This is a genomic window from Paraburkholderia translucens (assembly GCF_020881035.1).
Classification (GTDB): domain Bacteria; phylum Pseudomonadota; class Gammaproteobacteria; order Burkholderiales; family Burkholderiaceae; genus Paraburkholderia; species Paraburkholderia translucens.
Genome location: NZ_JAJITC010000001.1, coordinates 288237 through 311620, shown reverse-complemented (window position 1 = coordinate 311620; position 23384 = coordinate 288237). Strand labels below are relative to the sequence as shown.

The 23384-nt window shown below is 65.4% G+C and carries 23 protein-coding genes and 1 pseudogene; 9 read left to right on the top strand and 15 right to left on the bottom strand.

The annotated features are described in order from the left end of the window. Window positions 1–10: 10 nt before the first annotated feature. Window positions 11–784 (bottom strand): slipin family protein, encoded by a 774-nt coding sequence (locus LJ655_RS01350; RefSeq protein WP_230559461.1) that lies wholly within the window; start codon window positions 782–784, stop codon window positions 11–13. Continuing rightward, window positions 781–2412 carry an NfeD family protein gene (locus tag LJ655_RS01345; RefSeq protein WP_230559460.1) on the bottom strand — a complete coding sequence of 544 codons (1632 nt, stop codon included), beginning with the start codon at window positions 2410–2412 and terminating at the stop codon, window positions 781–783. The genes LJ655_RS01350 and LJ655_RS01345 overlap by 4 nt, the downstream gene beginning before the upstream one ends. Window positions 2413–2645: 233 nt before the next feature. Between LJ655_RS01345 and LJ655_RS01340 the strand changes: the two genes are divergently transcribed. From LJ655_RS01340 to LJ655_RS01330, 3 genes are all read left to right on the top strand, one after another. Next, the gene (locus LJ655_RS01340) at window positions 2646–4337 is read left to right on the top strand and encodes an AMP-binding protein (protein ID WP_230559459.1); all 1692 of its coding nucleotides are present in this window, start codon (window positions 2646–2648) and stop codon (window positions 4335–4337) included. 450 nt (window positions 4338–4787) lie between these two features. After that, a complete protein-coding gene (locus LJ655_RS01335; protein WP_230559458.1) occupies window positions 4788–4970 on the top strand; it encodes a CsbD family protein in 183 nt (60 codons plus the stop codon). Between the two features lie 147 nt (window positions 4971–5117). Next, complete coding sequence (locus LJ655_RS01330) at window positions 5118–6212, top strand: AI-2E family transporter (protein ID WP_230559457.1); 1095 nt, start codon at window positions 5118–5120, stop codon at window positions 6210–6212. 61 nt (window positions 6213–6273) lie between these two features. Here LJ655_RS01330 and LJ655_RS01325 read toward each other — a convergent pair whose 3' ends face one another. Together LJ655_RS01325 and LJ655_RS01320 are read right to left on the bottom strand one after the other, a co-directional pair. Further along, a complete protein-coding gene (locus LJ655_RS01325; RefSeq protein WP_230559456.1) occupies window positions 6274–7614 on the bottom strand; it encodes an ArsB/NhaD family transporter in 1341 nt (446 codons plus the stop codon). A 16-nt stretch (window positions 7615–7630) separates the two neighbouring features. Beyond that, on the bottom strand, window positions 7631–8668 hold the full coding sequence (locus LJ655_RS01320; protein WP_230559455.1) for an amino acid ABC transporter substrate-binding protein: 1038 nt from the start codon (window positions 8666–8668) through the stop codon (window positions 7631–7633). A gap of 447 nt (window positions 8669–9115) precedes the next feature. Here LJ655_RS01320 and LJ655_RS01315 point away from each other — a divergent pair, with 447 nt between their 5' ends. Beyond that, on the top strand, window positions 9116–10015 hold the full coding sequence (locus LJ655_RS01315; RefSeq protein WP_230559454.1) for a hypothetical protein: 900 nt from the start codon (window positions 9116–9118) through the stop codon (window positions 10013–10015). 42 nt (window positions 10016–10057) lie between these two features. Here the strand turns inward: LJ655_RS01315 and cax are convergent, their stop codons facing one another. The 7 genes from cax to LJ655_RS01280 all read right to left on the bottom strand — a co-directional run bounded on the left by cax (window position 10058) and on the right by LJ655_RS01280 (window position 16084). Further along, on the bottom strand, window positions 10058–11170 hold the full coding sequence (cax, locus tag LJ655_RS01310) for a calcium/proton exchanger (RefSeq protein WP_230559453.1): 1113 nt from the start codon (window positions 11168–11170) through the stop codon (window positions 10058–10060). Window positions 11171–11416: 246 nt separating this feature from the next. After that, window positions 11417–11752, bottom strand: coding sequence for a c-type cytochrome (locus LJ655_RS01305; protein WP_230559452.1), 336 nt, complete (start codon window positions 11750–11752; stop codon window positions 11417–11419). A 182-nt stretch (window positions 11753–11934) separates the two neighbouring features. Further along, window positions 11935–12966: an Acg family FMN-binding oxidoreductase gene (locus LJ655_RS01300; protein WP_230559451.1), complete on the bottom strand. Its 1032-nt coding sequence runs from the start codon at window positions 12964–12966 to the stop codon at window positions 11935–11937. A 152-nt stretch (window positions 12967–13118) separates the two neighbouring features. Then, complete coding sequence (locus tag LJ655_RS01295; protein WP_230559450.1) at window positions 13119–13766, bottom strand: response regulator; 648 nt, start codon at window positions 13764–13766, stop codon at window positions 13119–13121. A 127-nt stretch (window positions 13767–13893) separates the two neighbouring features. Continuing rightward, window positions 13894–14721 (bottom strand): universal stress protein, encoded by an 828-nt coding sequence (locus LJ655_RS01290; RefSeq protein WP_230559449.1) that lies wholly within the window; start codon window positions 14719–14721, stop codon window positions 13894–13896. Next, window positions 14718–15221 carry a universal stress protein gene (locus LJ655_RS01285; RefSeq protein ID WP_230559448.1) on the bottom strand — a complete coding sequence of 168 codons (504 nt, stop codon included), beginning with the start codon at window positions 15219–15221 and terminating at the stop codon, window positions 14718–14720. The genes LJ655_RS01290 and LJ655_RS01285 overlap by 4 nt, the downstream gene beginning before the upstream one ends. A 23-nt stretch (window positions 15222–15244) precedes the next feature. Further along, a complete protein-coding gene (locus tag LJ655_RS01280; protein WP_230559447.1) occupies window positions 15245–16084 on the bottom strand; it encodes a universal stress protein in 840 nt (279 codons plus the stop codon). A gap of 252 nt (window positions 16085–16336) precedes the next feature. Here LJ655_RS01280 and LJ655_RS01275 point away from each other — a divergent pair, with 252 nt between their 5' ends. From LJ655_RS01275 to LJ655_RS01265, 3 genes are all read left to right on the top strand, one after another. Next, window positions 16337–16864: a flavodoxin family protein gene (locus tag LJ655_RS01275; RefSeq protein WP_230559446.1), complete on the top strand. Its 528-nt coding sequence runs from the start codon at window positions 16337–16339 to the stop codon at window positions 16862–16864. 87 nt (window positions 16865–16951) lie between these two features. Then, on the top strand, window positions 16952–17266 hold the full coding sequence (locus LJ655_RS01270; protein WP_230559445.1) for a hypothetical protein: 315 nt from the start codon (window positions 16952–16954) through the stop codon (window positions 17264–17266). 195 nt (window positions 17267–17461) lie between these two features. Next, on the top strand, window positions 17462–17737 hold the full coding sequence (locus LJ655_RS01265; RefSeq protein WP_230559806.1) for a DUF1488 family protein: 276 nt from the start codon (window positions 17462–17464) through the stop codon (window positions 17735–17737). Here LJ655_RS01265 and LJ655_RS01260 read toward each other — a convergent pair. Continuing rightward, complete coding sequence (locus LJ655_RS01260; RefSeq protein ID WP_230559444.1) at window positions 17721–19406, bottom strand: bifunctional aminoglycoside phosphotransferase/ATP-binding protein; 1686 nt, start codon at window positions 19404–19406, stop codon at window positions 17721–17723. The two genes, LJ655_RS01265 and LJ655_RS01260, sit on opposite strands and share 17 nt — an antisense overlap. A 426-nt stretch (window positions 19407–19832) precedes the next feature. Here LJ655_RS01260 and LJ655_RS01255 point away from each other — a divergent pair, with 426 nt between their 5' ends. After that, complete coding sequence (locus LJ655_RS01255) at window positions 19833–20267, top strand: Hsp20/alpha crystallin family protein (protein WP_230559443.1); 435 nt, start codon at window positions 19833–19835, stop codon at window positions 20265–20267. A 76-nt stretch (window positions 20268–20343) separates the two neighbouring features. Here LJ655_RS01255 and LJ655_RS01250 read toward each other — a convergent pair. Further along, window positions 20344–20508 (bottom strand): annotated as a pseudogene (locus LJ655_RS01250) (SagB/ThcOx family dehydrogenase); the annotation flags it as partial. Between the two features lie 152 nt (window positions 20509–20660). Between LJ655_RS01250 and LJ655_RS01245 the strand changes: the two are divergent. Next, a complete protein-coding gene (locus tag LJ655_RS01245) occupies window positions 20661–21350 on the top strand; it encodes a CBS domain-containing protein (RefSeq protein WP_230559442.1) in 690 nt (229 codons plus the stop codon). 76 nt (window positions 21351–21426) lie between these two features. Here the strand turns inward: LJ655_RS01245 and LJ655_RS01240 are convergent, their stop codons facing one another. Together LJ655_RS01240 and LJ655_RS01235 are read right to left on the bottom strand one after the other, a co-directional pair. Continuing rightward, entirely contained in the window at window positions 21427–22929 is a 1503-nt protein-coding gene (locus tag LJ655_RS01240; RefSeq protein ID WP_230559441.1) for a hybrid sensor histidine kinase/response regulator, read from the bottom strand. Next, complete coding sequence (locus LJ655_RS01235) at window positions 22926–23378, bottom strand: response regulator (protein ID WP_230559440.1); 453 nt, start codon at window positions 23376–23378, stop codon at window positions 22926–22928. Before LJ655_RS01235 ends, LJ655_RS01240 begins: the two co-directional genes overlap by 4 nt. Between the last annotated feature and the right edge of the window lie 6 nt (window positions 23379–23384).

Genomic DNA, 23384 nt, shown 5'->3' with positions numbered 1-23384 from the left:
GCGCCGGGATCTAGGGTGCCGAAGGCTTGTTGAACCGTTCCATTACCGCGCTCACCAGGTCGATCGGCAGCGGAAACACGATCGTCGAGTTCTTGTCGGCGGCGATCGTCGTCAGCGTCTGCAGATAGCGCAACTGCATCGCCTGCGGCTGCCGCGCGAGCGTCTGCGCCGCTTCGAGCAACTGCCTCGACGCCTGCAATTCGCCTTCCGCGTGAATCACCTTCGCGCGCCGCTCGCGTTCGGCTTCGGCCTGACGCGCGATCGCGCGGATCATCGTTTCGTTGATATCGACATGCTTGATCTCGACGATCGACACCTTGATCCCCCACGCGTCGGTTTGCGCATCGAGCACCTTCTGGATGTCCGTATTCAGCTGCTCACGCTCCGACAGCAACTGGTCGAGGTCGTGCTTGCCGAGCACCGCGCGCAGCGTCGTCTGCGACAGCTGGCTGGTTGCCTCGAAGTAGCGCGCGACCTGGATCACCGCCTTCTCCGGATCGACCACGCGGAAATACACGACCGCATTGACTTTCACCGAGACGTTGTCGCGCGTGATCACGTCCTGGGTCGGCACATCGAACACGATGGTGCGCAGATCCATGCGCACCGCCTGCTGCACGATCGGAATGATCAGCACGAGCCCGGGCCCCTTGACCTTCCAGAAGCGGCCGAGCATGAACACGACGCCGCGCTCGTACTCGCGAAAGATCCGCACCGACGACGCAATCAGCGCGGCCACGAGCAGGAGCAGGATGCTGCTGAAGCCGAATGTGAAACCGATCATGTGCGTTCTCCTTGTTGTATGGCTTCGGCCGAGGTGACGGGCACCACGGTCAGCGTGAGGCCGTTGCGCGCCGTGACGCGCACGCTTTGCCCCGGCGCGGCCGGCGTCGTGCTCGACACGCGCCAGCGCTCGCCGTGCACGCGCGCCCAGCCGGCCAGCGTGCCGCCTGAAACGTGCTCGGGTTCGGGCAGCAGGCCCCCGTCCAGCACCACCCCGACGCAGCCGATCAAAGCCTCGGAACCCGTCACCACCGGCCGCCGCCGCGCGCGCAGCGCGAGCTGCGCCACGCCGAACACGAACGCGGCGCTGAACACGACGACCGCCGCGATCAACGGCAGGGGAATGCCGTAGCCGGGCACGTCGGTGTCCATCAGCATCATTGCGCCGACCACGAACGCGACGATGCCGCCGAAGCCGAGCGAGCCGAAGGTCGGCAGAAACGCCTCGCCGATCAGAAAGGCGATACCTAGAAAGATCAGCCCGAGGCCGACGTAGCTGATCGGCAGCATCTGCATCGCGAACAGGCCGAGCAGCAGGCTGATCGCGCCGACCACGCCGGGCAGCACGAAGCCCGGATTCGCGAATTCGAAAAAGAGGCCGTACATGCCGAGCATCAGCAGAACCAGCGCGACGCTCGGATCGGTGATCACGGCGAGAAAGCGGCTGCGCCAGTCGGGCTCCAGCGTGACGAGCGGCGCATGTGCGGTGTGCAGCGTGACGTTGCCGGTGCTCGTGACGATCGTGCGGCCGTTCAACTGGCGCAGCAGGTCGGGCTCGTCGCGCGCGACGATATCGATGACGTGCTGCGCGAGCGCTTCTTCATCGGACAGGCTCACCGCTTCGCGGACCGCGCGCTCGGCCCAGTCGGCGTTGCGGCCGCGCATCTGCGCAAGGCCGCGGATGTAGGCGGCGGCATCGTGGACCTGCTTGCGCAGCTCGGTCGATTGGCTGTCGAGCGGCAGGGCGGCGGCGGCCTGGGACGACGCATTGGGTGACGCGCCGGATGACGCGCCGGGTGACGAAGCGGCGGGCGCGGACGCGCTGCCGGGCAGCGTGTGCATGTCCGGCAGTCCCGGCGTGCCCGGCGTGCCGCCACCCGCGGGCGGCTCGTTGCCGCCGATGCCCATCTCGATCGGTGTCGCCGCGCCGAGGTTGGTACCCGGCGCCATCGCCGCGATATGGCTCGCGTAGACGATGTAGGTGCCGGCGCTGGCGGCGCGCGCGCCGCTCGGTGCGATGAAGGTCGCCACGGGCACGGGCGAGGCGAGGATCGCCTTGATGATCTGTCGCATCGAGGTATCGAGGCCCCCGGGCGTATCGAGTTGCAGGACAGCCAGTTGCGCGCGCTGGGTCGCGGCGCGCTGCAAACCGCGCACGATGAAATCGGCGCTGCCCGGCCCGATCGCGCCGTTGACCGGAATCACGATGACGCTGTTCGTGGTCGCGGCGGCGAAGCTCGCCGCGTTGGCCGCTTGCGCCGGCGCCAGCGCTTCGCGGGCCGCGAAACCGATCGCGCATAGCGCGCCGAGCACGGCGATGCCGCGCATCAGTTGATCCACGATGCCGCCGCGGATCAGCGGCGTGCGCGGACCGGATTGCCGGAGCGGGAGATGGGTAATCTTGTTCATCGCTGACGGCCGCCGCGCCTGCCGGTGCAAACCGGTGGTGCGGGCCGATACCTCGATCAAGGCTGGCCTGTTGCCGCTTACAGCTTAGTCCGATTCGGCGCGTCGCGTGAGATGCGCCGCGGTCATCAACAGCCAGGTCTGCGCGTGCCGTTTGAGCGCACAATAGCCTCGCCGCCGGCGCTTCGTCGAGGCCGCGGCCGCAACAACGAGAGCGGGCAAAACAGGAGACGACGATGACAGCAGCGAAAGCCTTTCTCGAAGCGCGCGATCTGCTGGTGCGCCATCGCACCGACTACGAGCGCGCCTACCGCGAGTTCGCATGGCCGGCGCTCGGTGAGTTCAACTGGGCGCTCGACTACTTCGACGCAATCGCGCGCGATAACGACAACCCCGCGCTGTGGATCGCCGACGATCCCGAAAGCGCCGGCCTGCGTCTGTCATACGCGCAGATGTCGGAGCGCTCGTCGCGCATGGCGAATTTTCTGCGCGGCGCGGGCGTTGGGCGCGGCGACCGCGTGCTGCTGATGCTGCCGAACCGCGTCGAGCTATGGGACGTGATGCTCGCCGCGATGAAGCTCGGCGCGATCGTCCTGCCCGCCACCACCCAGCTATCCGCCGACGACGTGCGCGAGCGCGTGCAGATCGGCGGCGCGAAGTGCGCCGTGGTCGACAGCGCGGAGCTGGGCAAATTCGATACGCTCGACGTGCCGCTCACGCGCTTCTCGGTCGGCACGCCGCGCGACGGCTGGATCGATGTCGCCGCCGCATACGAGGCCTCGCCGCATTTCACGCCGGACGGCGTCACGCACGCCAGCGATCCGCTGCTGCTGTACTTCACGTCCGGCACCACATCGAAGCCGAAGCTCGTCGAGCATACGCATCAGAGCTATCCGGTCGGGCATCTGTCGACGATGTACTGGATCGGCCTGCAACCCGGCGACATCCATTGGAACATCAGCTCGCCGGGCTGGGCCAAGCACGCGTGGAGCTGCTTTTTCGCGCCGTGGAACGCGCAGGCCTGCGTGTTCGTGTTCAATTTCGCGCGCTTCGTACCGAAGGACGCGCTTGCCGCGCTCGTGCGCTTCGAAGTCACCACGCTGTGCGCGCCGCCGACAGTCTGGCGCATGCTCGTGCAGGAGCGGCTCGGCGATTATCCGGTGAAGCTGCGCGAGATCGTCGGCGCGGGCGAGCCGCTCAACCCGGAGGTCATCGAGCGCGTGAAGCACGCGTGGGGCATTACGATTCGCGATGGTTACGGCCAGACCGAAACGACCTGCCAGATCGGCAATTCCCCGGGCCAGCCGGTCGTGCCCGGCTCGATGGGGCGTCCGCTGCCGGGCTACCAGGTCGAACTGCTCGACGCCGACGATCACCCCGCCGGCGAAGGCGAAATCGCGCTGCCGCTCGCCGCACGGCCGCTCGGCCTGATGACCGGCTACGCAAACAATCCGACGGCGACCGCGCAGGCGATGCGCAATGGCTTCTATCGAACCTCGGATGTTGCGCTGCGTCGTGACGACGGCTACTACGTGTACGTCGGCCGCCTGGACGACGTGTTCAAGTCGTCCGACTATCGCCTGAGTCCGTTCGAACTCGAAAGCGTGCTGATCGAACACGAGGCGATCGGCGAGGCGGCCGTCGTGCCGAGCGTGGACGCGTTGCGTCTGTCGGTGCCGAAGGCGTTCGTCACCGTGCGCCACGGCTACGAGGCCGGTCCCGAGCTCGCGCGCGCGGTGTTCGCGTTCTCACGCGAAAAACTCGCGCCGTACAAGCGGATTCGCCGCCTGCAATTCAGCGAGCTGCCGAAGACGATCTCCGGCAAGATCCGCCGCGTCGAGTTGCGGCGCCGCGAAATGGAGCGCGCGGCCGAACCCGCTCGTCTGCCCGGCGAGTACTGGGAAGAGGATTTTCCCGATCTGGGTTGACGGTCCTGATGCCTCGCTATCGCAGGGGGCACGGCGCGGGGCGGAATGACACGCGTTGAATTCGCACAACGAATTCAACGCGCGCGGCGCCCAGGCGCGCGCCCGGCCAAAGTCCGCTCGCCGTTAGGTCTGCTAGGCATCCTGCCCGTCCCGCGCTCCACCTGTCAGCCGGGCGCAGTTACGAAGTATTGCAATTGCGGCTATATCTGAGGTCGGCTGATCGGATCTACTATGCGGTACCAGAGGACCTCCTGAAGGCCGAAGTCAGGCGGTCCTGCGCGGCCCCGCGCGCGCCGGGTACGATGCATGCTAAAGGTCCAGGGTTGCTCCGACGCGGATCGCCTCACGTGATGCGATGCGCGCCATAACGCGGTGCGTCATGCCGCACATTGGCTGTTTCGTTGCAACGCCACCAGGCAACTCCACAGTCGAAACCCGCAGGAAGGCATCATGAACAGGGATCGTGCAGAAGGTACAGCGAAGGAACTGAAGGGGTCGGTCAAGGAAGCGATCGGCAAGGTGACCGGCAATCGTGCGAAGCAGGCCGAAGGAGCGGCCGAAAAAATTGCCGGGCGTATGCAGGCCAGAATCGGCGAAGAGGCCGATGAACTGCAGGAGCGCGTAAAGAGCTAGCGCGCGCCGCAGCTTCACCGACCCGGATTGGGGCGCATCGCGTCAGCACGCAAGCCGTGCGCTGACGCACCCCGTGCATAACGTTTCGCACGCGGCCGGTGCGCGCCGCATCGCGCCGGACTCGCATCGCCCATTCGAGGACGCCTCATGCTGGGATTCGACGTCGGCGCGGCCCGGAAAGTCTGGACCGCGTTTCTGATCGGTCTGCTGCTTTTCATCATCTACATCGCGTCGACGACGGTGCTCGTCGTCGTCTTCGCGGTGTTCTTCAGCTATCTGATCTACCCCATGGTGGCGCTGGTCGAACGCGTGAGGCCGCGCCGCGTGCCGCGCGTCGCGTCGATCGCAATCGTATTCGTCGTCGTGGTCGCGCTGCTCGCGGTGGTGGGTTCGCTGTTCGGCGTGGAGTTGCAGGATCAGGCGTCGCGCCTCGTCAAGCAACTGCCCGCGCTGCTGCGCACTGACGTGCAGAACCGCCTGCCGCTGCCGCATTTTCTCGAACCATTGCGTGAGCGGATCCTCGAATTCGTGCGCAGCCAGATCGAGACCGGCTCGGACAAGGCAGTACCGCTCGCGCGCAGCCTCGGGGTCGGCGTCGTGCATGCGGCGGGCAACGTGATCTATCTGGTGCTCGTTCCGATCCTGAGCTTCCTGCTGATCAAGGACGGCGAGAAGATGCGCAAGGCGTTTCTCGCGCTGCTGAACCGGCCGCATCGCACGCTATGGGTCGGGATCGTCGACGATGTGAACGTGCTGCTGTCGAGGTACGTGCGCGCGCTGCTGTTTCTGTCGCTCGCTACGCTGCTGTGCTACGGCATCGCGTTCTCGTTGTTCGGCGTGCCGTACGCGTTTCTGCTCGCGGTCAGCGCGGCGCTGCTCGAATTCGTGCCGTTCGCGGGACCGCTTGCCGCGATCGCGATCACGCTGGTGGTCGCGGTGTTCAGCGGCTTTCCGCATCCCTTCTGGCTGCTGCTTTTCATCGGGCTGTATCGGCTGTTTCAGGACTACGTGCTCAATCCGTATCTGATGAGCGAGGGCGTCGAGGTCAGTCCGTTTCTGGTGATCGTCGGGCTGCTCGCGGGCGATCAGCTTGGCGGCGTCGCGGGGATTTTTCTCGCGGTGCCGGTGATCGCCGCGCTGAAAATCGTGGTCAGCCGGGCGCAGGTGTTCTACGCGGCGTCGCACGAGCAGGGTGACGCCGCGCGGCACGCGCTGACGGGCAGGACCGACGACGAGGCATAGCGCAAGGCGCGCGGCATCGTCGCTTCGCGCACCACCTGCACGGGTCAGGCGCAGGTTGGCTCTACCGCACGAAACGGGCAAGCGCGAGCACGTAGACGGCCGATACCGCGAGCTGCGCGATCGTCATCGGCAGCCCGTAGCGAAGGAACCGCACAAACGTGACCGGCTTGCCTTCGCGGGCGCAGATTCCCGCTGACACGATGTTCGCCGCAGCACCAACGAGCGTGGCATTTCCGCCGAGCGTCGCGCCGAACATCATGGCGACGAACACCGGAATAGCCGCCGCGGGCCATTGCGTGAACTGGTCCGACAGCGCCACCTCGGGCACCAACTGCGCCGTCACCAGGTAACCCTTCACCATCACGATCGACGCGGCGGCTACGGGCACATTGGCAAGCAGTGAAGAGAGCACGCCGATCCCCGCGATCATCGCCAGTGCGACGAGCGACAGTTGCGTGCCGAACACCTGATAGAGCGAGAGCGACATGGCCTGAAGAAGACCTGTCTTCACCATCGCCTGAACCAGACAGAAGATGCATGCGAGAAACAGCAGAGTCTTCCAGTCGACGTCGCGCAGCACGTTCTCGGTCGGCTCGATCCTCGCCGCGTAGCCGACCAGCAGCGCCAGCGCAGCGGCAATCAGCGCGACCACGGGCGGCACGATGCGCGTGGGCAGATTTTCGCCGAACACGAACAGCACCATCATGGCGGCCAGCACCGCAAGTGAAACCGCGGCGTACACGGGTCGTGTGATGCGCGCAACGTGCGCGGCGGGCGGCAGGCTCCTGCGGACTTTCCAGATCTCGCGCATCAGGAAAGGCAGCAACGGCACGACCACAAGCAGCGCCAGCAGTCCGCCTGCACTGACGCGGCTCAGATATTCGCCGAACGTCATGCCGATCGAGCTGCCGACGAGGAACGTTGCCGGATCGCCGACCAGCGTCAGCAGCCCGGCTGCATTGCTGACGATCGCGGTCAGTATCATCGGCGGAACGATGTCCACGTCGAGGGCCACCGCCACCCGGATGATAATTGGCGCGATCAGGATGACCGTGGTCGCATTCGGCAAGAATGCGCACAACGGCGCGACAATCACGATCAGCAGAAGCAGGAAGCGTCTGCCACTGCCGCCCGTGGCCCGCAGGTAGAAGTCGCCGATTACCTCGAAGAGACCCGTTGTCGACAGGATGCGGGCGACCACCATGCCGCCGAACAGCAGGCTGATCGGTCCCGCCGCGATTCGGGCCGCGGCGAGAAGATCCTGCTCGTCGAGTATGTTCAGTGCAATCAGCACGCACATGCCGACCAGCGCCGCCACGGCCATGTCGATCACATTGAAAGCGATCGCGAGGATGACGGCCGAGAATACCCCGACGACGATATAGACCTGTAGATCGCTCATGCGGGCCTCGCGTGATTTATCGAACTGGCGGCGCGTACATCAGGCCACCATGCGTCCACAACGCGTTGGTTCCGCGCTCGAGGCGCAGAGCACTGTGCACGCCGACGTTGCGGTCGAACATCTCTCCATAGTTGCCCGCGCTCTGCAGAGCCCGTAGCGTCCAGCCGGGTTCGACGCCGATCGTCCGGGCGACCGGGTCGTCGGGCACGAGCGCCTGCCGAACGGCCGGCTCACGCATGCGCACCTGAAGGTTTGCCCGCGTCACGCCAAGCTCTTCGGCTTCTATCAGCGTCAGGAGCACCCACCGCACGAGCGTAAGCCATGGTTCATCACCGCCACGCACCACGGGTCCAAGCGGCTCTTTGGCAATCCTGTCCGGAAGAATCGCAAAGGCCGCTGCACCACCGGGTGCGTGCAGGAGCAGCGCTTGCAGGTAAGACGAGTCCGCCGAGTACGCCGCACAGCGGCCCGCGAAGAATGCGCGGCTCGTGTCGCTGGCGGAATCCATCACGAGCGGCTTGAGATTCAATCCATTCGCGCTCGAATAAGCGATCAGATGATCGAGTGTGGAGGTGTCCTTCTGCACGCACACCGTGCTCCCGGCGAGCGACGCAACCGACTGCTTTTGACCTTGGCCTGGAACCATGAAGGCCTGGCTGTCGTAAAACAGCACGCCCGCGAACTGCACCTTCAATGCGCCCTCACGAAGCAATGTCCAGGTCGTATTGCGCGAGAGCACATCGATCTGGCCTGTCTGAAGCGCTGGAAATCGCGCGGACGCCTTGAGCGGAACGAACTCGACCTTGTTCCTGTCGCCAAGCGCCGCCGCGGCCAACGCGCGGCAGAAATCGACATCGATACCGGCCCATTGACCGGCGGTGTCCCGGGACGAGAAGCCGGTAATGCCCTCGCTCACGCCGCAACGCAGTACGCCACGCGCCTTCACGTTGGTCAGGGTCTCGCCATCCGCCGCTTCCGCATCCGGCAGAGCGCCTGTCAAGGCGAGCAACACGCCGAGCAGTATCGTGCAGACGATTCGGGCCGCATGGCTCATGAGTTCGTCCCCTGAAAATGCCGTTTGATGTCCCGGCTCGATCCAGCGCGAGAGTTGATCTAGTTAAGACCTCCGCACGGTCTGCGAGTTGATCCTGATCAGTAAGTCACAGCGAACGCGCACTGAACGTTACCGACGCCACATTGGCGCATTGTTTTCAGCTGGTCCACAGGCAAACCAATTACTACATTGAAAGGCGCATAGCGTCTTGTTGACGCAAATCAAATCGATGCGGCCGCGGCGCATTAAAGTCATTCTCGACTGTGGCGGCTAACCCTGTCGCCCGCGACGCATCCGCAGCGGGCAACGCAATTTCCTCATGACAGGTGAGATATGGGCTTCCTTGCCTGGCTATCGGGCCAAAAGCACGCGCAACACACGCAAAGCGAGACTGAGCGCCTCGATGAAATGATCGATCGCGCCATCGCGGTCAACCCGCGTCTGCGATTGGCGCAGCGCCACAAGGAACGGCTCGGCCACGCAGTGGCCATTTCGCTCGGCTACATCGACAAATTGACAGCCTCGTTGCCCGCCTCGCATGAGGCCAATGCGGCTGCCTGGTCCACTGATCCATTCATTCGCGCATTCTTCGCCACGCCTGATGATCTGACCAAAATTTTCAGCCGTTCGGAAGAACTGCGCGGTTTCTTCGCGCGAAACGCCGACCACACGCACGCCTACGCGACGCTCGGCATGGCGATGTACGAGCGACGGGTACTCGGCGTAGCGCTCGAAGGCGAGCTGGTGCGCCATGACGTCGTGCAGACCAAGCTGTGCTTCAGCGACCATCGGGTCATCATCTGTGGTGGAACGGAGAGCGACCTGCGCGCCGAAATCGCGCGGCGGCTGGTGGACCAACTGGCGCTCGAAGGGCTAGCGCGACTTGCCGCAGACCGGCGTGACCTCGTCGCAAAAGGACGCGAGCTTCTTGAAGCGCGCGTGGCTTTGCTCGAACGCCAGGGCGTGGGCATGCGCTCGGTGCTCGGCGATCGACCGGACGCCGACGCTGACGAACTGGCCCGGCTAAAGGTTCAGATCGAAGACAACGCCCGCAACCTGGCTGCGCTTCGTGTTCCAACCGAGGCGGTCGAACTTGAACTCGATCGGGTTTGCGACGTGTATTCCCATCCCACCGACCACTTGTATGTCGAAAGACGCAGCATTCGTCTGGATCTCATGAACGTGATCAGACAGGACGATACCCAGGCGAGCCACGAGATCGAGTTTCGAGTTGCGCGCATTCCAGGCGATCCGCCCCGGATGCGCGCATTCGCACTCGTGCGTTATCCACGCGCGGAGCTGCTGCCAGCCGGATTACATATCGACGCCGCGATGCGCGCGCTGTGACGGAACAACGCCGCGAGTTTTCAGCGCGGCCACCCTCCGAATTCATGCAGGCAGGAAAAAGAAGGTAAGAGCCATGGCGAAATAAACGACCAGGAGTTGCACTCCCTTGAACCAATCGGAGCGTCCGTCGCCCGCTACCTGCGCCGTGACCAGGCCGGACATCACTACGATGAGAACGAGATCGGGCCGAAACGCCAGATCCATTGGAGCCTGACCAACGAAATGGCTCGCGAGGATGAGGACGGGCGCAACGAATAGCGCGACTTGCACGCTCGAACCGAGCGATATGGAAAACGACAGGTCCAGCCGGTTGTTCAATGCCGCGGTGATCGCCGTCGCATGCTCGGCGGCGTTTCCCAATATCGCGACTACGAAGGCACCGACGAAGACGCCGCTGAACCCAAACTGGTGCACCATCGGTTCGATCGAACCCACCATGATCTCGCTTATCCACGCCGTCCCGGCAGTGGCGGCGGCCAGGATCGTTAACGAACGCCATAACGGTTGCGGAGCATTTCCCTCGTGCTGTGCTGGCGCGTCGTTCTCCGTCGTGGCCGAACTGCGAAACTGCCCAGGATGCGTGACCAGCGAGAACATCAGGTACAACGCGTAGATGAGGAGCAGCACCACGCAAAATGAGACGCTGAGCCGGTGAACCATTGCCGCAGTGGCGCCCTCTGCCTCCTGGAATGCGGCGGGAAGAATCAGCGCGACGGCCGCGAGCATGAGCATCGTCGCTTGCGAACGCGCGCCGAGCGGATTGAAGCGCTGCTCGGGATAGCGTATGCCTCCGGCAAGCATGGCGGCGCCTAGCACGAGCAGCATGTTGCCGACCACAGACCCGATGATGGATGCCTCGACGACCTGATGGAGCCCCGCATGCAATGCGACGAACGCGATGATCAGTTCGGCGGCGTTACCGAACGTCGCGTTGAGCAGGCCTCCGACGCCTTCACCCATGCGATCGGCCAATTGCTCGGTGGCGTGTCCCATCCATCCGGCAAGCGGCAGGATGGCTAAAGAGGACGCGACGAAAATCAGCAGATATTGATGGGAAGCGAAAAATTCCAGCGCAACTGCTATCGGAACGAAGACCAAAAGCCAGCTCATCCACATGGATTCCTCCCACTTTTCTTTTTGGGCGCCGAGTTTCAATGAGCCATATTGCTCCGCAGGTTCGCGCTAAACGGCACGGCCTGTCGCGCCGCCCAACGTGCATCAGCCGAAGCACACCATCGGCTTTGACTATAACCATTCAACAACCTTGACTTGCGTTCGGGCACGCTCGGCTGATGGTGGCTCTCGGTCAGCAGACGCATCCTCGCTGAGCATGGCGCGCAGCCTTGGGCGGAGAACAAATCCGATCGAGGCACGACCTTTATGTGACGTTGCCATCGGGGATCATTGGCTGAGTACCCATTGCACGAGCGTGTGCGCGTCCTCGGCCGACAGCGGGCCGCCGCGCTCGACCGCCGGCGGCATCGCCATATCACCCCAGTGCGCCTTGCCGCCCAGCCGCAGCTTCTGCTCGAGCATCACATGCGCGTCGGGCACGTTGCGATAGCGCTCGGCGATCTGCTGGAACGACGGCGCGAGAAACGGCGCATCGCGGGTATGGCAAAACATGCAGTGCTGCTGGTCGACGAGCGCGCTCGGCTCGGGTTCGCCATAGGCGAAGTCAGCCGCCAGCGCAAGCGCCGCGCATACGAGTAGACGATTTCGGATTCGCAAGATCACGGCAATGCTCCCGCATCAGAAATTAGATCAGTGTACGGACGGGGAATCGGTCCTGGTTGACCTCGATCAAACAGTCACCGGCGTGCGGCGGCGAGTTGCTGGCGCGCCTCACGCCGCACATGGGGCGCCGCCGCGGACATACCCATCGTCACGCCGCCCACACCTGCCCGAACTCTCGCGTGTCAGGTCACGACATCGGCCAGCGGCCGCCGCGGCGAATGATTCACGCGCGGGCCGCGTCCCACGCGAAGCAGAAGCTGCGGGACCGCGTCCGTGCGCAGCAGCGTCCGGAGCCGCTCACGCAGCGGGGCCACTTCGATCGGCTGGTTCAGATAGGACGCGGTCAGTCCCGCCGACGCCGCGACCAGCAGCATCCGTTCGAGCGCCTGTCCGGCCGCGAGCCATGCCTCGCGGTCGTCGCGCATCGTGGCAATGCCGACCATCAGCGGCGAGCCGTCCACGAGGCGCTGATGCGTGGCAGCCTGTCCGGTCCCCGCATCGAACACGCGGACAGCCAGGGTGACGAGCGGCGCCGCGAAATCGAGCAGCGCGCCGACAGCCGTTCCGTACGCGGGCATCCCGTCGTCGCGTCGCTGCGGATGGATCCAGCTGGCAAGCTCGCGCCTGAAACGCGGGTCCGCGAACTGCGCATGATCGGCGTCGGCGATCAGTTGCGCGAGCGCGTCGCGCGCGGGCTTTTGCTCCACACAACAGGCAATCGCCCCCTCGTCGTCGCAGGCGTCGCCCAACTTGCGTTGCAGAGCCACGGGAACGGGCTGATCCTCGAACGGCGCACGCGTGGTCACGCGCGCCGTCAGCGCATCGAAGAGATCGTGCAACTGCGGGTCGCGCGGCCCATCGCGCGACACCCGTATTTGCGCAACGATGTCAGGGTCCGCCTCCGACGGAAACAGCGTGATCGCATAAGCGAGACCGAGACGGCACAGCGCCACGCGAAAATTGAACAACGCCGCGCCGCAGCTCATCAGAAGTTCGCGATCGAAAGGATCGACCACCGGGAGCGCGCGCATGCGGTCGGCACAGAGCTGCACGGTCTCGCCGTCGACGATGAACCGCCACGGCTGGGTGTTGTGATTCGACGGTGCGAGCACGGCATAGCGCAGCGCAAAACGCAACTGTTGTTCCAGTGGCGTGGACGCGCTGAAGTGCGGTTCGCTGATTTCCCAGGCATTTTGTCGAGCGCCATCGTTCATCTCGAAGTCTCCTGTCGGGTCGTGACCGCGAGCGCGCGGTTCTTGTCGTTATCGTGTCACCCGGCGCCGTGGCGGGTTTGAGGCAGGTCAACGATCCGGATGTCTCGCGTTCGCGTTGCGCGGGTATGGCTGCGCTCGGAACCTGGCAACCGCTACAGGTCGCTGTCGTCGTCGAACAGCTTATGGCGGATCGCGTAGCGAACGAGCCCGTTCTCGTTCGGCATCTCCATTTTTTCGAGGATGCGCGTCTTGTGGGTGCTGATCGTCTTCACGCTGACGCATAGCTGGTTGGCGATCTCGCTGATGCTCTGGCCTTCGACGAGGCGCCGGAACACGTCGAATTCCCGATCGGACAGCCGCTGGTGCGGCAGGGCGTCGGCAGGTTCGTTCAGATGCTGCGCGAAGCGCTCGGCCATCGCCAGGCTCACGTAGACGCCGCCCGAGGCGACTTTCGTCACCGCGCCGACCAGCTCCGCGCTCGCGCTCTCCTTGGTCAGGTAGCCCGAGGCGCCCGCCTTGAACGCGCGCACCGCGTATTGCTGCTCGGCGTGCATGGTCAGCACGAGAATTCGCAGGTCGGGTTTTTCGTCCTTGATCTGCTTGATCAGCTCGATGCCATTACGCCCTGGCATCGACAGATCGAGCACGAGCACATGGGCGTGCGTCGAGCGGATCAGCGCGAGCGTCGTCGCGCTGTCGCACGCTTCGCCGGTTACGTCGAAGCCGCTCGCTTTCTGCAGGATATGGCGCAGCCCGTCGCGCACGAGCGTATGGTCGTCGGCCAGCAGCACCTTGATCATGGGTCGATGTCTTCCTGAATTGACTCCCCACCCATTATCGGCCATCCGCGCGGACAGTGCGGGCCGTTTGTGCGCAGTATCCGTTGCGGGCGCAGGCCGGCGGCCGCTCGCGCAGGCCGGCGGCCGCTCAGTGTCCCATCAGGACGGGCACCGTCATCGATTCGAGCATCGTCCGCGTGACGCCGCCCCACACGCGCTCGCGCACGCGCGAATGCCCGTATGCGCCCAGCACGAGCAGATCGGCGTGCAGATCCGATACCCGGTTCAGCAGCGTCGCGCCCGCGCCGGCGATGCCGTGACGCGCCGTCGTCGAGAACGAAGCGCGGATGCCGTGCGCGGCGAGCCACGCGGCGACGTCGATTGCGCCGGGTCCCGTGTTCTCGTCATCCGTGCTCTTGACGACGTCGATGCCGACGAAGCGTGCGCGCTGGAGCAGCGGCAGCGCGTCGGCGATCGCACGCGAGGCCTCGCGGCTGCCGTCCCACGCGATCAGCACGTTTTCTCCGAGTGTCGGCACGGCGCCCGCACGCGGAATCACGAGCGCGGGCCGGCCCGCGCCGAGCACGACGTCGCCGACGAAGTGCTCGTCGACATAGGCTGCGGCGTCGAGCGGGTCGGGCTGGCCGAGCACCAGCAGATCGGCGTGCCGCGCATGCAGCGTCGTGATGCCGACCGGCGGGCCTGCCGGAGCGCGCCATTCCACCGCGCGGCCGGCGCGCTCCCCCGCAACGAGAAACGTATCTCGCGCCCTTTGCCGCCGTACCTCCGCCTGCGCGGCGAGCAGGGCGGCGATGTCTTCGTGGGTGCGGAAAAACGGCCTATCGAAATCCCCGCTGACGGCATACAAGCCGATCAGGTGCGCATCCCAACGCTGCGCGAGATCGAGCGCGACCGCGACGCGTGTGTCGCTGCGGCGGCTGTCGTCGATGTGGACGAGCAGAGTCTTGTAGCTCATGTCAGCTCCTTTTCGGCAGAGGTCGGCACAGCCTGGCCGGCGGCCGCACCGCTCGCGGCGGCCGGGATCAGGAGGACCGGGCAGCGGGCGTGGCGCAACACGCGCTCGGCGACGCTGCCGAGCATCAGTCGCTGGAAGCCGCGGCGCCCGTGCGTGCCCAGCACGATCGCGTCGGCGTGCCATTCGCGCGCCGCCGCGGCGATGCGCCGGGCGACGTCTTCGCCGGGAATCGTTGCGTCCACGATGCGCGGCGTGCCCTTGACGCCGCACGCGGCCATCCGGCTCTGCGCGTCGGCCGCGATCCGCTTGCCTTCCTCGGTGAAGGCGTCCTGGATCACGCAAGGGTCGAATCCGGGCGCGTCGTAGGCGATGACGGGCACGTCGACCACATGGAGCGGCATCAGCTCGGCGCCGGATTCGGCGGCGAGGGTCAAGGCGGCATCGAATGCACGGGAGGCGGTGTCGCTGCCATCGAGCGCGACGAGTAGGCGGTGAAACATGGCGGTCTCCTTGCGCGCGAGCTTCAGTGCGACATCAGCACAGGCACGGTCATCGACTGCAGCAGCGTGCGCGTCGCGCCGCCCAGCACGACTTCGTGCAGACGCGAGTGCGCGTACGCACCCATCACGATCAAGTCGCAGCCGAGATCCGAAGCCTGCGACAGCAGCGCGTCTCCGACCGGCGTGCCGGCATCGACGCTGGCCTCGCGCACGTCGATCTTCACGCCGTGGCGCGCGAGGGTCAGTGCGATGTCGGCGCCGGGAATCCGGTCGCGCGGCGGTTGATCGCTCGGCGAATGGACCGTCAGCAGCGACACTTTCGCGGCATGCGCGAGGAACGGCAGCGCGTCGTGAACCGCGCGCGTGGCTTCGCGGCTGCTGTCCCATGCGATCAGCGCGTGCCGCCCGGGCGCCGCGATGGTGCCTGCCGACGGCACCAGCAACACCGGCCGTCCCGCCGACAGCATGACGTGCTCGACGAACTGTTCGGCGACGAAGGCCTCGGGGTCGAGCGGGTCTGCCTGCCCGAGCACGACCAGATCGGCGAGACGCGCATACGGCGGCACGACGTCGTTCGCATAGCCGTCCGTGGCGATCCACTGACCTTCGACGTTCGCGCGCGCGAGCTCCGCATGAAACTGCCGCTCGAGCGCGCCGGCGCGCTCGTGGCGCAGGCGCTCGTGTTCCGCGTAGTACTCGGCGGTGCCGGCCATCACGAAGAACGCGTGGCGCGGCGGCACGTAGGTCGAAAACAGGCCGGTCAGCCTCGCATGAAATCGATGCGCGAGCTGCAAGGCGATCTCGAGCCGAGAATGTGCGCGAACGCTGGTATCGAGGTGAACGAGAATGCTTTTGTAGCTCATCGCCGGGGCTCCGTGACAGGACGTGAAGGGACGGGCGGCCACCCGTGCTGAGATCGAGTCTAGGGGCCGGGTGAGCGCGGCTGTTGACGCAGATCAAGCGCGCTCATGCTGCACGCCCGTTGATGCAGGTCAATCGCCGCGCGCCGCGCGCTTATACAGTGACTGCACTGGATATACGCTTCGCGATGGTTGCAGGCCGTGAGGCGAAATGGGCGAACGTCGTGTTTAACGTGCGCCACCGGAGAACGGATCATGTTTGAGCCCTTCAGGATTCTCGTCGTCTACTACTCGCGCACCGGCACGACACGTCGCGTTGCCCAGTTGCTCGCGTCCGAGCTGGACGCCGACATCGAAGCGGTCCGCGAATGCGATGGTCCCGAAGCGCGCAATGGTGCGAGCGGCTATCTTCGATCGTTGATCGATGCGCTGCGCCATCGGCGCGCCGAGGTCATGCCGGCGCTGCTCGACGTGTCGGCGTACGACGTGGTGGTCGTCGGCGGGCCTGTCTGGGCAGGCGGTGCGTGCGCGCCGGTGGTGGCATGGCTGACGCTGCACGGCGAACGGATCCGGCACCTCGCGCTGTTCTGCTGCGAGGGTGCGCGCGGCAGCGCAACGGCGTTCAAGCAGATGTCCGAAGCGGCGGGCAAGGCGCCGCTTGCAACCTGCGTGATTACCGGCCGCGATCTGCTAGGACGCCGCGACGGCAAAAAGCGCGACGCGTTCGAGCACACCATCAGGCAAAGAATGGCGGCGCATCGGGAGACGGAGTGGCTCGCGTAGGGCCGGACACGAACTTGCGCGCATGCACGCTGGCGCGCGCGGATGATTCGCAGAGCGTGCGGACGAGATTCGAGGCGGGAGGAGAGGATGGGCATCGGGATGCAGATCGTCTATCTCGGCTTCCCGGGGGCGGCACAGCTCGAAGCGGAGGCGGGGGTCCAACTGGTGCGTCTTGCCCGGTTCGGCGCGCTCGTGTCGACCTGCCATCTGGCGATCGAGGCGATGCGTCCGGGCCACGCCGGCCCGCATTACGACGTGAGGCTCGATCTGATCACGCCCGCGCACGAATTCAAGCCTATCGCTCATTGCGCCGGTGACGACGCCGAGACGGCGATTCGCGGCGCGTTCGATCTCGCGGAACACGAACTCGAAACGATCACGGCGCGAACGCGCGAGCACTGACCGGTGGCGGCCAGACACGCGACGTATCGCGTGCCGAGCGCTCGGCGTGCGCGTCGTGCCGCTCGCCGCTGTGGTCCGCCGCGTTGCGTGCATCAAATCCGCCGCGTATCGTGTGGCTAAGCTGGACAATCACGCGGCGGCCAAAGCGTCGAGGATCTGCCGATGCGACATTTCATGCCCGAAGGGGTCGTCACCATGCATATTTCCTTTCCATCCAGCCCGCCCGAGTACTGCGCTCGCGATCTGGTGCTCGCGTTCCCGGCGCTCGTCGACGATCAGCCGGTGCAATGCGCGATCACGGCCGAAGCGCTCGAAGATCACTTCGGCGCGAGCTCGCTACGCGAAGACGATCTGGTCGAGGCGTTCCTCGCGCATCGTTTTCAGATCGAACAGGCCGCGCAGCGTCTGCTCGAGGAGGTCGGCGCCAAACCCGTGCTGCTGCACAGCGGGTTTTTCAGGTTTTGCACGTAGCGGGCGAGGCCGCCGCGCCAGCGTCCATACGCGGCTGCATCAATTCAAGCACCGGGCGCCAGAAGGCGGCAGATTCGAACGCCGCCATCGGCACCGCGGTGTCGAAAGACAAGGTCAGTGCTTGCTCCGCCGGAGTCAGCGCGTCGGCGCTCGCGAGTTGACGCGCGAGCGTGGCGGTGTCGGCGTCGGACAGGTCGCGCGGGCCTTTCTGGCGCGCTTCGATTCGCTGTTCGAGCACCGCTCGCTCGGCGCGAAAGTCGAGAATCCGGACCGGCACGCCGAGCCGCTCGGCAAGCGCGAAGAACGTGCCTCGGTGATGGCGCTCAAGAAAGGTCGCATCGACGATCACGCTGTGGCTGCTTTGCAGCACGCCGCACGCTAGCTGAAGAAGGTGTTCGTAGATAGCGTGACGCGCTCCGGGCGTGTAGTGCTCGGCGCCAAGCGCCGTTGGCGCGTCGGGCGCCGGTCGCGGGCGCTTGCGCTCGGCGTCGCTCGACACGCGCACCGCGCCGCACAGGTCCGCGAGAGCCCGGCTCGCGACCGATTTCCCCGACCCGGAATAACCATGACATAGCAGCAGAACCGCTCCCGGCTTCTGCGTTTGTGCTCGCGCGACCTCGATGTAACGCAGGGCCCGCTGCGGAACGGTGACGTCGCTGCCCGCCAGGTGTCCCGCTTTCAGGCATGCAACCCACGCCCGCACCAGGGCGCGATAGGCGATGTACAACGGCATCACCGAAAGCGCCGCATAGTCGCCCGATGTCTCCAGCCAACGGTTCAACAGGCGATTGGCCAGACGCGGTTCCGCTCGCGCACACAGATCCATCACGAGAAACGCGACGTCCGCCGCGACGTCGATCCAGCGTAGCGCATCGTCGAAGTCGATACAGTCGAACATCGCGATGTCGCCGCGCCAGCGTACGACGTTGTCCAGATGCAGATCGCCGTGGCAGCCGCGCACGAAACCCTCGGTGCGGCGCCGCTCGATCACCGGCGCCAGTGCGTCGAGCTGCCGTGCGCACCACGCGGCGATGCCGGGCACCGCGGGATCGCTGCAATTCGTCCGCAGTGCGGCGATGATCGTTTCGATCTGCGTGCGCGCCACCGCGGCGCCGCCGTAGCGAGACGAGGGCGCGTTGCGGGGTGCCCTCAGGTGATAGCCGGCGAGCCGCCTCGCCGCGCCGTCGATGTCGCCCGGCGTCAGCGCGCCGTTTGCCGCGAGACTCGAAAAGAGCATCGCCTCGTCGAAACGGCGCATTTTGACCGCGTGCTCGACGGCCGGGCCGCCGCCCCCGAGCCGCAGCACGCCGGCGTGGCGCGCAATCGGCAGCACATCGGCGTAAAGACCTTGCGCGAGTGGCCGGTTCAGGCGCAGCTGCGCTTCGCAGCAGCGCGCGCGTGTCGCGGTGGCGGTAAAGTCCGCGAAACCGGGTGCGACGGGTTTGATGATCTTGTATGCGAAGCGCCCGGCGAGGTAGACGACGGAGATATGCGTTTCGATCCTCACGATCCTGCCCGCCGGATGCGGGTACGTCTGCGGCCTGCGCAGCGTCGCGTCGAGCCCGCGCACGCTGCGGCGCGCGGCGCGCAGCCGGTTGGCGAGATGCTGGGTGCCGCGAACGGCGGCATCTGCGCGGCGTGCGCGATGCTTGCGGCTCGAGTTCGACACGGTCGACCTCCGTGTGGTGAAACAGCCGGCGCCCGCCTTGGGCGCGAGCCGACATTGTCTGCTTATTCAAGCCATCGGGTATGGCGAGCAGGCTGATCTGTGTCAACGAGGCGGGTGAGGGGTGACGAATCCGACCGGAATCCGCGCGACGCTCAAGCGGGATGCTCGACCACGACCAACCGCGAAAGGCGATCGAAGACGAGCCGGTGCCCACAAGCGCGCTTGATGTGGATCAACGACGCGAAGCCGTGCGCGGCTACGCTGAAGGTGCGGTTTCACGGTGAGGATGATCGTGAACGGGAATGCGCGAGATGGCGGCGGCATCGGTTTCGCCCGGCGCCTCGCGCCATCCGGCGACGCTGCAAGCCGGCTTGCAGTCGGTCAATCGGGCCAATTCATGGCCTGCTTATCTGAAGGAGAGAGGCAATGAGCAATCTGACGCGTTTTGATCCGCTTTCGATGGACCCGGTTTCGGAACTGTTCCAGGGATTTTTCCGGCCGATGCGCTCGATGCTGTCGACCCAGGACACCGAACTCGCATCGATGAAGATCGACGTGACGGAAAACGACGGGGGCTATTCGGTGAAAGCCGAGCTGCCGGGGGTGGACAAGAAGGATATCGACGTACAGATCGACGGGCGCGTCGTTTCGATCAACGCGAAGGTCGAGCGCAACAAGGAGGAGAAGGAAGGCGAGCGCGTGATCCGCCGCGAGCGTTATTCCGGCGCGTTCAGCCGCTCGTTCGCGCTCGGCGGCGAGGTCGACGAGGTCAATGCGAAAGCCGAATACAAGGACGGCGTGCTGTCGTTGAGCCTGCCGAAAAAAGCGCCGGGCGATCACAAGCGCCTGTCGATCGACTAGAAGCCAGCAGCCAGAACTGGACGAGCACCTATGGCGCGCCCTCACCGGCGCGCCTTTTGTTTGGCGACCTCCTGGCTCAATCCGCGAGAGCGCAGAGCTTCGTGCCGGGCGCGCCGACCGTCTGCGCGAGGTACGGCAATTCGTCTTCGTTCAGCCTGAGTGCGCCGGCGAGCAGCCGATGATCGATCCAGCCGCGCACCACGTTGCAGAGCCTCTCGGACGCGCAATACAGCGCGACGTTTTACGGTACACCGGCATCTGCGTCGTCCCCGCCGGCTTGATGCAAATCAACAACGGTCAGGCGCCGCGCATCGATCATGGGGGTGTACTTGCGCAGGCGAGCGAACCCGTGTCTCGTCTTGCCATCACCCGTCACCCGATATGGAGATCACCATGCAAGCCTCGGACATCATGACGACGCAGGTCGTTTCAATCACGCCGGACAGCTCGGTCTATGACGCGGCAAAGCTGCTTGCCGAGAACCGGATCAGTGGCATGCCGGTCGTCGATGACGCGGGCAGTGTAATCGGCATCGTCAGCGAGGGCGACCTGCTCCGGCGTGTCGAAACCGGCACCGAAACGCCGCGCCGCTCATGGCTTGCGGAGTTCCTCGCGCCCACGCGTCAGCTCGCGGCCGAATATCTGAAGGAGCGGTCGATTCAGGTGCGTGACGTGATGAGCGCGCCTGCCGTCACCGTCGATGAATCCGCGCCGCTCACCGAGGTCGCCGGATTGCTCGGACGCAAGCACATCAAGCGGCTACCGGTCATGCGCAAGGGTAAGCTCGTCGGCATCGTCAGCCGGTCCAACCTCGTGCGCGCGCTCGCGAGCTGCGCGCCCGCGCAGCTCGATGCGCAACCGTCGGACGAGCAGGTCCGCGCCGCGATCACGAAGGAACTCGAAGGACACCGCTGGGCGATGGCCGCCGACGGCCTGATCGTCACGGAGGGTGTCGCGCATTGCTGGGGTGTGGTGCGCTCCGAGGAAGAGCGTCAGGTGATCCTCGCTGCCGCCGCGCGCACGCCGGGCGTGAAAGCGGTGAAGGATCATCTGGAGTATCCGGTCGTCTTTGCGCCGATGTGACGCGCGCGGTGCGCGCACCGCCGCGCACCGTGAGCAGCGGCGGCTTGATGCGCAACGCGGCGGCGGCGCGCCGGAGCTAGCGCGCAGGGTCCGAGCGGTCGTGGTCCGCGCTGTCGATGCGTGCTTCGATGGTGTCGAGCGGCAACGAGACGGTTATTGCAAAGCCCCGGCCGGGCGCGGTCTGGATTTGCAGGTCGCCGCGCAAGGCCCACGCGCGCTCGCGGATTCCCAACAGACCGAACGAGTCCGCCGCGGGTCGCTGGTCCGGCGCGCTGCCGCGGCCGTTGTCGGAAATGCGAACGACGCAATACGGTTCCTTGCGCACGATTTCAAGCAGCACCTCGGTTGCTTGCGCATGGCGGGCGACATTCGTCAGCGCTTCCTGAACGATCCGGAATACAGCGGTGGCGCTGTCATCGTTGAAATCGATGTCTTCGGCGATGCGACGAGTCACGCGCACGCCGTGCCGCTCCGAAAACCGGTTGACGAGCCATTCGAGGGCCGGAATCAGGCCCAGATCGTCGAGCATCGCCGGACGCAGATCGGTGGCGATGCGCCGCACGGACACCACGAGCTGATCGATCAGCCTGTAGACGTTTTCGAGGTCGGCTTTCCCTTCTGGGCTATCGCTGCTGCTGACCAGCGTATCGAGCCTTGCGCAGGCGATCTTCAACGCGACGAGCTGCTGGCCGAAATCGTCGTGCAATTCCCGCGCGATCCGGGTCTTCTCCTCCTCGCGCGCCTGCTCGATGCCCGCCGACAGTCGCTGGAGTTCTTCGCGCGAGGCACGCAGCGCCTCCTCGGCGAGCCTGCGTTCCGTGACGTCGATGATCCAGCCCAGCATGCGATTCGGTTGACCGAACTGGTTCCACAGCGCCTGCGCTCGCGCATGGACCCAGCAGTAGGCGCCGGATTTGGTCCGCATGCGGTATTCGATGTCGTAAGGGCGCATCTGTTCGAGATGCGCGGCGAGACACGCGTCGACGCGTTCGATGTCAGCCGGATGAGTGGCTTCGCGAACAGCCGCGGTATCGTCGGGAAATTCGTCCGGCTCGTAACCGAGGATCTTCTTGAAGTAAGGGGAAAGCCAGATCGCGCCCGATTGCGGATTCCAGTCCCACAAGCCCGCGCTTGCGCCGCGCACGGCCAGTTCAAACCGCTCTTCGCTCTCCTCGAGCGCCCGCGCGATGCGATGACGTTCGATCGCGTAGCGGATCGCCCGGCTCAATTCGGACGGGTCGAGGCTGCGTTTGACGAGATAATCCTGTGCGCCGTCCTGGATCGCCTGGAGGCCGACCGACTTGTCGTCGAGACCGGTGAATACCAGCACGGGCAGCTCCGGTACCCGATCGCGAAAGATCCGGAATGTGGAGATTCCGTGCGCGTCGGGCAAACCCAGATCGAGAAGAACGATGTCGAAACGGGCCGCCGCGCAGCGGGAAATGGCGTCGGCAAGGCGTTCCGCTTGCACGAGGTCGTGCCCGAAATCGTCCACTTCGGCAAGCGCCTCCCGGATCAGCAGCGCATCGGTCGGGCTGTCCTCGACGAGCAGGATCCGCAGGTGCTGGGGCGCGTTCATGGCCTCGCCGGCGGTAAGGTCACGACGTTGAACCAGAAGTCGTTGATTCTGTGCAGGACATCGACGAACAGCGTGAAGTCGACCGGCTTGGTGACGTAGCAATTCGCGTGCAGTCCGTACGTTCTTGCGACGTCTTCCTCGGATTTCGAGGTGGTGAGCACGACGACGGGAATGCTCATCAGGTCGGGGTCGGCTTTCAGTTCCTGAAGTACTTCGCGGCCGCTCTTTTTCGGCAGATTGAGATCGAGAATGATCAGACCGGGACGGGGCGCGTCGAGATGCCGTCCTTTGCGGCGCAGGAAATCCAGGGCTTCGACGCCGTCCTGCGCGACGTGCAAGGGATTGAGCACCTCGTAGTACTCGAAGGCCTCGCGTGTCATCAACACGTCGGTCGGACTGTCTTCGACAAGAAGTATGTGAACGGGATTGCTCGTAACCTGTGACAGCATCAACGA

Bases quoted from the DNA above. Each gene is read 5' to 3' on its own strand.
- LJ655_RS01350 (WP_230559461.1), bottom strand. From the start codon at position 784: ATGATCGGTTTCACATTCGGCTTCAGCAGCATCCTGCTCCTGCTCGTG.
- LJ655_RS01345 (WP_230559460.1), bottom strand. From the start codon at position 2,412: ATGAACAAGATTACCCATCTCCCGCTCCGGCAATCCGGTCCGCGCACG.
- LJ655_RS01340 (WP_230559459.1), top strand. From the start codon at position 2,646: ATGACAGCAGCGAAAGCCTTTCTCGAAGCGCGCGATCTGCTGGTGCGC.
- LJ655_RS01335 (WP_230559458.1), top strand. From the start codon at position 4,788: ATGAACAGGGATCGTGCAGAAGGTACAGCGAAGGAACTGAAGGGGTCG.
- LJ655_RS01330 (WP_230559457.1), top strand. From the start codon at position 5,118: ATGCTGGGATTCGACGTCGGCGCGGCCCGGAAAGTCTGGACCGCGTTT.
- LJ655_RS01325 (WP_230559456.1), bottom strand. From the start codon at position 7,614: ATGAGCGATCTACAGGTCTATATCGTCGTCGGGGTATTCTCGGCCGTC.
- LJ655_RS01320 (WP_230559455.1), bottom strand. From the start codon at position 8,668: ATGAGCCATGCGGCCCGAATCGTCTGCACGATACTGCTCGGCGTGTTG.
- LJ655_RS01300 (WP_230559451.1), bottom strand. From the start codon at position 12,966: ATGAACGATGGCGCTCGACAAAATGCCTGGGAAATCAGCGAACCGCAC.
- LJ655_RS01295 (WP_230559450.1), bottom strand. From the start codon at position 13,766: ATGATCAAGGTGCTGCTGGCCGACGACCATACGCTCGTGCGCGACGGG.
- LJ655_RS01290 (WP_230559449.1), bottom strand. From the start codon at position 14,721: ATGAGCTACAAGACTCTGCTCGTCCACATCGACGACAGCCGCCGCAGC.
- LJ655_RS01285 (WP_230559448.1), bottom strand. From the start codon at position 15,221: ATGTTTCACCGCCTACTCGTCGCGCTCGATGGCAGCGACACCGCCTCC.
- LJ655_RS01280 (WP_230559447.1), bottom strand. From the start codon at position 16,084: ATGAGCTACAAAAGCATTCTCGTTCACCTCGATACCAGCGTTCGCGCA.
- LJ655_RS01275 (WP_230559446.1), top strand. From the start codon at position 16,337: ATGTTTGAGCCCTTCAGGATTCTCGTCGTCTACTACTCGCGCACCGGC.
- LJ655_RS01270 (WP_230559445.1), top strand. From the start codon at position 16,952: ATGGGCATCGGGATGCAGATCGTCTATCTCGGCTTCCCGGGGGCGGCA.
- LJ655_RS01265 (WP_230559806.1), top strand. From the start codon at position 17,462: ATGCATATTTCCTTTCCATCCAGCCCGCCCGAGTACTGCGCTCGCGAT.
- LJ655_RS01255 (WP_230559443.1), top strand. From the start codon at position 19,833: ATGAGCAATCTGACGCGTTTTGATCCGCTTTCGATGGACCCGGTTTCG.
- LJ655_RS01245 (WP_230559442.1), top strand. From the start codon at position 20,661: ATGCAAGCCTCGGACATCATGACGACGCAGGTCGTTTCAATCACGCCG.
- LJ655_RS01240 (WP_230559441.1), bottom strand. From the start codon at position 22,929: ATGAACGCGCCCCAGCACCTGCGGATCCTGCTCGTCGAGGACAGCCCG.
- LJ655_RS01235 (WP_230559440.1), bottom strand. From the start codon at position 23,378: ATGCTGTCACAGGTTACGAGCAATCCCGTTCACATACTTCTTGTCGAA.